This is a genomic window from Dysosmobacter sp., assembly GCF_052306735.1.
GTDB lineage: Bacteria > Bacillota > Clostridia > Oscillospirales > Oscillospiraceae > Oscillibacter.
On the sequence record NZ_DAWBAJ010000070.1, the window covers coordinates 1 to 7509 of the forward strand.

Annotated in this window: 10 protein-coding genes; 2 read left to right on the top strand and 8 right to left on the bottom strand. The window is 60.9% G+C overall.

Translation table 11 applies throughout. From position 1 onward, the window contains the following. The 5 genes from feoB to ACT67G_RS11505 form a co-directional block, all read right to left on the bottom strand. Positions 1-1561: ferrous iron transport protein B (gene feoB / locus ACT67G_RS11485; protein WP_443664325.1), on the bottom strand; the 1561-nt coding region annotated here is incomplete at its 3' end. A 68-nt stretch (positions 1562-1629) separates the two neighbouring features. Next, positions 1630-1851 carry a FeoA family protein gene (locus tag ACT67G_RS11490; protein WP_325246050.1) on the bottom strand — a complete coding sequence of 74 codons (222 nt, stop codon included), beginning with the start codon at positions 1849-1851 and terminating at the stop codon, positions 1630-1632. Between the two features lie 17 nt (positions 1852-1868). Continuing rightward, positions 1869-2081, bottom strand: coding sequence for a FeoA family protein (locus ACT67G_RS11495; protein ID WP_325246052.1), 213 nt, complete (start codon positions 2079-2081; stop codon positions 1869-1871). Positions 2082-2333: 252 nt separating this feature from the next. Next, on the bottom strand, positions 2334-2765 hold the full coding sequence (locus ACT67G_RS11500) for a flavodoxin (RefSeq protein WP_443664326.1): 432 nt from the start codon (positions 2763-2765) through the stop codon (positions 2334-2336). A 25-nt stretch (positions 2766-2790) separates the two neighbouring features. Continuing rightward, positions 2791-3357 (bottom strand): DUF3793 family protein, encoded by a 567-nt coding sequence (locus ACT67G_RS11505; RefSeq protein WP_325247707.1) that lies wholly within the window; start codon positions 3355-3357, stop codon positions 2791-2793. Between the two features lie 235 nt (positions 3358-3592). Here ACT67G_RS11505 and ACT67G_RS11510 point away from each other — a divergent pair, with 235 nt between their 5' ends. Continuing rightward, positions 3593-4060, top strand: a complete 468-nt coding sequence (locus tag ACT67G_RS11510; protein ID WP_326214813.1) for a metallophosphoesterase family protein — start codon at positions 3593-3595, stop codon at positions 4058-4060. 91 nt (positions 4061-4151) lie between these two features. Then, entirely contained in the window at positions 4152-4526 is a 375-nt protein-coding gene (locus tag ACT67G_RS11515) for a hypothetical protein (protein ID WP_325247709.1), read from the top strand. A gap of 92 nt (positions 4527-4618) precedes the next feature. Here the strand turns inward: ACT67G_RS11515 and nifU are convergent, their stop codons facing one another. The 3 genes from nifU to ACT67G_RS11530 all read right to left on the bottom strand — a co-directional run bounded on the left by nifU (position 4619) and on the right by ACT67G_RS11530 (position 7190). Next, the gene (gene nifU / locus ACT67G_RS11520; protein WP_325247710.1) at positions 4619-5008 is read right to left on the bottom strand and encodes a Fe-S cluster assembly scaffold protein NifU; all 390 of its coding nucleotides are present in this window, start codon (positions 5006-5008) and stop codon (positions 4619-4621) included. A 13-nt stretch (positions 5009-5021) separates the two neighbouring features. Further along, positions 5022-6209: a cysteine desulfurase family protein gene (locus ACT67G_RS11525; RefSeq protein ID WP_443664327.1), complete on the bottom strand. Its 1188-nt coding sequence runs from the start codon at positions 6207-6209 to the stop codon at positions 5022-5024. Positions 6210-6338: 129 nt separating this feature from the next. Beyond that, on the bottom strand, positions 6339-7190 hold the full coding sequence (locus ACT67G_RS11530; protein ID WP_443664328.1) for a M15 family metallopeptidase: 852 nt from the start codon (positions 7188-7190) through the stop codon (positions 6339-6341). Between the last annotated feature and the right edge of the window lie 319 nt (positions 7191-7509).

Below are 7509 nucleotides of genomic sequence, written 5' to 3' on the forward strand. Positions count from 1 at the left end.
CGGTGCCGGCCCGCTTGATGAAGGACCAGCCCCGCTCCCAGGTGGCCCGCAGCACATTGCCCACGGAGGGGACATGATAGGCGGGCAGCTCCATGACGAAGGGCGCAGGATCACCGGCAAACAGCTTGGTCTTCTTCAGGATGATGCCGGAGATGACGATGGCCGCCACGCCGATGAAGTAGGCGGAGACCGCCACCAGGGAGGACTCGTTGAACAAGGCGCCGGCGATCATGCCGATGATGGGCATCTTGGCGCCGCAGGGGATGAAGCAGGTGGTCATAACCGTCATCCGGCGGTCCCGCTCGTTCTCGATGGTCCGGGAGGCCATGACGCCGGGAACGCCGCAGCCGGTGCCTACCAGCATGGGGATGAAGCTCTTGCCGGAGAGGCCGAACTTCCGGAAGATCCGGTCCATAATGAAGGCAATCCGGGCCATGTAGCCGATGTCCTCCAGAATGGCCAGCATCAGGAAGAGCACCAGCATCTGGGGCACGAAGCCCAGCACCGCGCCCACGCCCGCCAGAGCGCCGTCGCAGATCAGGCCGGTCAGGACTTCATTGACGCCCCAGCCCTCCAGGGCGGCCCGGGGGATTTCCACCAGCCAGGCGGTGCCCAGCACGTCGTTGGTCCAGTCGGTGAGGAAGGTGCCGAAGGGACCCATGGCGATCCAGTACACCGCGAACATCACCACGGCGAAGATGGGCAGGGCCAGGATGCGGTTGGTGACGATCTGGTCGATCTTGTCAGAGGTAGAGAGGCGGTGCTTCTCCCCCTTCTTCTTGACTGCCTTGCTCACCAGACCGTTGATGTACGCATACCGCTGGTTGGTGATGATGCTCTCGGCGTCATCGTCCAGCTCCTTCTCGCAATCCACAATGTGGTCTTCCAGATGGGCCCGGAGGTCGGCGCTCAGGTTCAGATCCGCCAGCACCTTCTCGTCCCGTTCAAAGATCTTCACCGCGTACCAGCGGAGATACCGTTCGTCCACCATGCCCTGGATGGACTCCTCAATGTGGGCGATGGCGTGCTCCACGCTGCCGGTAAACACGTGGGGCAGTTCCCCGGTGCGCTTCTGCTGGGCCATCCTGGCGGCCAGCTCCGCGGCCTCCACGCCGCCCTCGCCCTTCAGTGCGCTGATCTCCACCACCTGGCAGCCCAGGGCATCGCTGAGTTTTCTGGCGTCGATCTGGTCGCCGTTCTTGCGGACCAGGTCCATCATGTTCACCGCTACCACTACGGGCAGGCCCAGTTCGATCAGCTGGGTGGTGAGGTACAGGTTCCGCTCGATGTTGGTGCCGTCCACGATGTTCAGAATCCCGTCCGGCTTCTCCTTCACCAGGTAGTTCCGGGCCACCACTTCCTCCAGGGTGTAAGGGGACAGGGAGTAAATGCCCGGCAGGTCCTGAATGATCACGTCCTTGTGACCTTTCAGCCGGCCCTCCTTCTTTTCCACCGTGACGCCGGGCCAGTTGCCCACGTATTGGTTGGAGCCGGTCAGATCGTTGAACAGCGTGGTCTTGCCGCAGTTCGGATTGCCGGCCAGTGCGATTTTCAGTTCCATTTGGATGCTCCCTTCTAAAAAGTTAGTCTTAGCTAACTCTCGCTCTTAAAAAATGGCGGCTACCCGCCTCAATACACCTGGATCATTTCCGCGTCTGCCTTGCGGATACTCAGCTCATAGCCCCGGACGCTCAGCTCCATGGGATCTCCCAGCGGAGCCACCTTCCGCACATGGATCTCCACACCCCTGGTGATACCCATGTCCATGATCCGCCGCTTCACCGCGCCCTCTCCGTGAAGCCGTTCCACGGTGACGGTCTCGCCCACCTTTACCTGCTTGAGTGTTTTCATTGTCATCCCTCCTGTTTTCAGAACATGATCCGGTTTGCCAAGGTTCGGTCCAGAGCCACCCGGGAATCCTTCACCTGCAAAATCAGGTTCCCAGCCAGCTCACTGACCACCGTTACCTGGGTATCCACCACAAATCCCAGCTCCGCCAGGTGCTGGCGCTGCTCGTCCCGTCCGGTGATCTTCCGGATGGTGACGGTCTCGCCGGGTCTGGCCAGTGTTAAGGGCATCATCGCGCGCCTCCCTTCCCTACGCGGAACCGCAGGATCTCCCCGGTTCTGCCAGCTCATGGTTAGTTTTATCTAACCTCTTACGGTTCCGTAGTTTAACATGACTAACCGCTTCTGTCAAGAGGCTGTATGCTAAAATTTTCCCAATTTATCTGGTATGAAAAAGGAGTGGAGCCCCGGGCAGGATTTGGCCGCCCGGGGCTCCCAATGAGGGGAAAAAAGGAGATAAGATAGGTATCGGATTCAGGGGCACCCTTACCAGGATGCCAGGTTCCGGCCCAGGTCGTGACACGCCTCCCGGGCCTCGGCATTGGGGATCTCATTGGCCATCAGGCCATCAGGATCGTAGAGATCCGCTTTCTTTTCCCGGCAGCGGGCGCTCCAGGTGCGCATCCACTCGCCGTCGCCCCAGCCGAAGGAGCCGAACAGGGCGATCTTTTTGCCGGCCAGAGCGTCCTCCAGAGCGGAGAACATGGGTTCAAAGCTGTCCTCCTCCAGCTGCTCGGCCCCCATGGCGGGACAGCCGAAGGCCACCACATCGAATTCACCCAGCCGTCCGGCGGAAAATGCCTCCGGCCCCAGCAGCTCCACCTGGGCTCCGGCCTCCCGGGCACCCTGGGCAATGCATTCAGCCATCTGCTCCGTGTTTCCGGTGCCGCTCCAAAATACAATGGCAAGTCGGTTCATAGCGATCTTCCTTTCCTGTGCGTCCTTACGCAGCAATCAGTTTTGTCAAAGCCGTACCCCGCCGGAGCCGCTCCAGGCAGATCCGGGTACAGCGTCGATAACAGTCAAAGCGCCGTTGGGCCGCCGCGGCGTCACCGTAGACCTTCCAATAGCCGCAGCAGGTGAAGTCTCGGCCCCGGTGGCGGATGAAGCCCTCCACATCCTCCAGCGGATATCCCAGAAAGACGCCGATCTCATGGGGATAGTCCTCCTCCAGGCACAGCCGTCTGGAAAGCCGGGTCAGCATAGCCTGGCAGCCCTCCTCCGGCCGGTAACCCTGCCGGCGTAAAAAGTCTTGGATCTCCGGCTGGCAGAGGATCCGCGTGATCCACGCCTCCCGGTAGAGGTAGATCATCCAGGCTCCCGTCCGGGGACAAGCCTTGAGCACCCGCACCCGGATGCCCCGGGCTGCCAGCACTCCTTTCCAGCGCGCCAGAGGGACCCGCCCTTCGTCGGAGGGCCCCGGCTGATACCGGAACAGGCTGGCAGGCTTCAGCCCCACCAGCGTGGGTGCGCACTGCTCCACCAGCACGGATTCAAATGTCCGTTCCATCAGGTCTCCTCCTCTGTCTCCGGTGTACGCTCTTTAGTTAGCATTAACTAACCTCAAAGGAAAAAGAAGCGGGAGTGTTCCCTCCCTCCTCTTGTGGTTAGTCTTAACTAACCACGTGCATATGCTACCATATTCATCCCAGTCTGTCAACCTCTTTTTTCATGTTTTCTCAGGTTGTCAAAAAATGGGGCAGGGTCTATACTGGACGTATCTCAACCACAAGGAGGCAATCCCCTTGAAACTTCTGGTTCTCTCCGATTCCCACGGCAACGTGCGCAATATGGCGGAGGCGGTGGAGCGCACTGCCCCCCGGATGATCCTGCACCTGGGGGACTGCTGGCGGGATGCCGAACAGCTTCATGACCTGTATCCGGACATCCCGTTGATCCAGGTGCCCGGCAACTGCGACTTCCGTCCCCAGGAGCCCACGGAGCGGCTTTTATGCCTGGAGGGCAAACGGATCCTGCTGTGCCACGGCCATACCTACGGCGTGAAACAATCCCTTCTCTCCGCCGGATACGCCGCAGAGGAGCAGGATCTGGATCTCTTTCTCTTCGGCCACACCCACAAACCCCTGGTGGACATGCGGGGCAAGACGCTGTTTTTGAATCCCGGCAGCATTGGAGACTGGGCCCGCCCCTTTTACGGCGTGGTGACTCTGGAAAGCGGGCGGCTGGACGGCCGTACCTTCCCGCTGGCCTGACGGAAGCAAGGCAGCTTGCCAAAAGAGGGGGGCTATGGTATACTGTCCGGTGGATCGTCGATCCCCCTATCCCAAAGGAGGAACCCCCCACATGGAACTTTCCTATTTTTTCGGTGCGGCTGCCGGCGGTTTTCTGCTGATGGCTGCGGTGGGCATTCAGGCCCTGATCGCGCTGTTTTCTTCCATTCCCCTGGCAAAGCGCCGGAAAAAGGAGTGCCCCGGATTTGACCTGCAGCGGGCTTTCCGCCGCATCACAGTGACCTCTGTGTCCGCAGTGGTGCTGGTAGTCGCCATCACCATTGCCGTGATCCACTTTACATCCATGGCACCCACCGCCGGATACCTCTTCGGCATGATCTTGGGCTTTGTGCTGAGCATCAAGCGCATGACCCCCAACAACGCGGAAAATCAAAAGCGCTTCGAGTCCATCTACGCCGACTGCTATCCCAGCGGCCACAAGGACTAAGCGCCGGATGCCGATTTGCATACGGCCCGCACAGCTGCCGGGCCCGGAACAAAAGTTCCGGGCCCGGCCTTTTTCTGTTCTTTTCCGGCCGCTTAACGGGCCGCGCCGCTGCGCTTGCGGTAATCCTCCACAGCGGCCTGCACGGCCTCCTCCGCCAGCACGGAGCAGTGGATCTTCTGGGCGGGCAGTCCATCCAGCGCCTCCACCACCGCCTTGTTGGAAAGCTGCAGCGCTTCATCCAGGGGCTTTCCTTTGATCATCTCCGTGGCCATGGAGCTGGCGGCGATGGCGCTGCCGCAGCCGAAGGTGTTGAACTTCACATCCGTAATGACCTGGGTCTCCGGGTCCACTTTGATATACATACGCATGATGTCGCCGCACTTGGCGTTGCCTACCTCGCCCACCCCGTCGGCGTCCTCCATCTTGCCCAGGTTCCGGGGATTGCGGAAATGATCCATGACTTTCTCACTATACAGTGCCATATCGATTCTCCTTTCAGATGAGATGGGGCCGCAGGCCCCGCTCCAGCTCGTCCCACACCGGGGACATCTCCCGCAGGTACGATACGATCCCGGGCAGCACGCTCAGGATGTACTCCACTTCTTCCATGGTATTGCTGCCTGTCAGGGACAGCCGCAGGGAACCATGGGCCACCTCATGTGGCCGCCCCAGAGCCAGCAACACATGGCTGGGATCCAGGGATCCGGAGGTGCACGCAGAGCCGGAAGACGCCGCAATGCCTTTTTCATCCAGCATCAGCAGCAAGGACTCCCCCTCGATGCCCTCGAAGCAGACATTCACATTTCCCGGCAGGCGGCGGACCGCGTCACCGTTGAGGGCGGTGTGGGGGATGGCCAGCAAGCCATCTATGAGCCGGTCCCGCAGAGCCGTCAGATGAGCCGCCTCCCGTTCCATGGTGGCACAGGCCCCGTCAAAGGCCGCTGCCGCGCCGCAGATGCCCGGCAAATTCTCCGTTCCGGCCCGCTTGCCTCGCTCCTGGGCGCCGCCGTAGATCACGGTTTCCAGCGGGATGCCCTTACGGGCATAGAGCACGCCCACGCCCTTGGGGCCGTGGAACTTATGGGCGGAGAGGGAGAGCATGTCGATGTGCATAGCCTCCACATCGATGGGCAGGTGCCCCGCCGCCTGAACGGCGTCGGTGTGGAACAGAACCCCCGCCTCCCGGCAGACAGAGCCGATCTCTGCTACCGGCTGCACGGTGCCGATCTCGTTGTTGGCAAACATCACGGAGACCAGGCAGGTATCCGGCCGGATGGCCTCTTGCACCTGCTGCGCCGTCACCACGCCGTCCGGCGGAATATCCAGCAGTGTTACTTCATACCCCTCCTTCTCCAGGGCTGAGACGGTGTGGAGCACCGCGTGGTGCTCAAATTTGGTGGAGATGATGTGCCGCTTTCCCTTCCGGGCCCCCATGGCCGCCCCGGTGCGCAGGGCCTGCACATCGGACTCACTGCCGCCGGAGGTGAAGGTGATCTCCCGGGGCTGAGCGTTCAGGTGGCTGGCGAAGATCTCCCGCGCGGCGGAGAGCTTTTCCGCTGCCCGCTGTCCCGGTGTATGCAAACTGGAGGGATTGGCAAAAACCTCTTGGAAACAGGGCATCATGGCAGATAGTGCCGTGTCGCTCAGAGCGGTGGTGGCCGCGTTATCCGCGTAGATCCGCATATTATTTCCTCCTATTCCTATTTCTTTTCTATGAATTAAACATACACCACTAATTCATAGTTGTCAAGTAGGAATTTAGATTTTTTATCAGCCCGGCGAAGGGGCACTCCGCCGGGCTGCGGATCCGTCTCAAACAACTGCCATATCCGGTGCCTCCGGCACCACGGGCTTACTCTGCGTCTTGGGTGCAGAACTGCCGTTCTGTCCGGCATCCGCCCCCTGCTGCGCCTCCTGGCCATCCTCCTTTTGGAAATTGCTCTGGGTATCAGGGGCCAGGTATTCCTCCAGGCACAGGCCCTTCTGCTGCATCTCCCGGGCGGCCTCTTTGCCCACATAGCGGTAGTGCCAGGGCTCGTACCCGATACCGGTGACGGCGCACTTGTCGGTGGGATAGCGCAACACGAAGCCGTACTCCCAGCAGTGGGCCATCAGCCACTGCTGCTCCGGGGTCTGGGCCTGCTGCTCGTCCAGCAGTTGGTAATCCGCCGACACGATGTCCAGGGCCAGACCCGTCTGGTGCTCGCTGGTCCCCGGAGGCGCCACCCAGCGGGCGGCCTCCTGCTCCACCGTATCCCGGCTCCAGCCTGCCGAGAGCAGTCGGGAGACCTTGTTGCGGTAAAGCCGGGTCTGGGTATCCTCCGTCCGGTAGGCGGAACAGACAATGGGCTCCAGTCCCGCCTCCCTACAGTCCGTCAGCATGGCATTGAGATCATCGTAGATCCGCGCATCCACTTGCAACCCGTTGGCCAGGGTCTTGAGCTCCACGTGATAATCCTCCGGCAGTTTGTGCCAAGCGTTTACCAACAGCAGCTGCCAGTCCTCTTGGGAAACCGCCTGATCCGCTGCTGTCAGCACGGCGGTCTGGGTGCTCTGCATGGCAGATGTCGTCCCGGTGCCGGAAAGGGCCAGGGCCGGTGTGCTTAACACCGCCGCCGCCAGCAGCGCAGCGGCCGGTGAAGCTAATTTTCGACAGATCTTCATGGTTGTTCTCCTTACCAGCCGGGTGTCCGGCTGCTTTCTCCTTTGTTGATTTTATGGTACACCCGGATATCTGTGGAAAACAAGTGATTTTTGTTAACAATTCCGTATCAAAAAAGAGGCCGCCCTGTTGGGCGGCCTCTTTACAGCGCAGGGTCTTACTTGTACATCTCCGGCTTTTCCATGGTCTCCACCTTCAGGAACTGAGAGGTGCCGCGGGAGGCGTTCAGCGCGTCGCCGGCCACGCAGGCCACATAGCCGTCCCAAGAGGAGGGGCCGGTGAGCTTGCCGGCATGGACAGACTCCACCCACTTGCAGAACT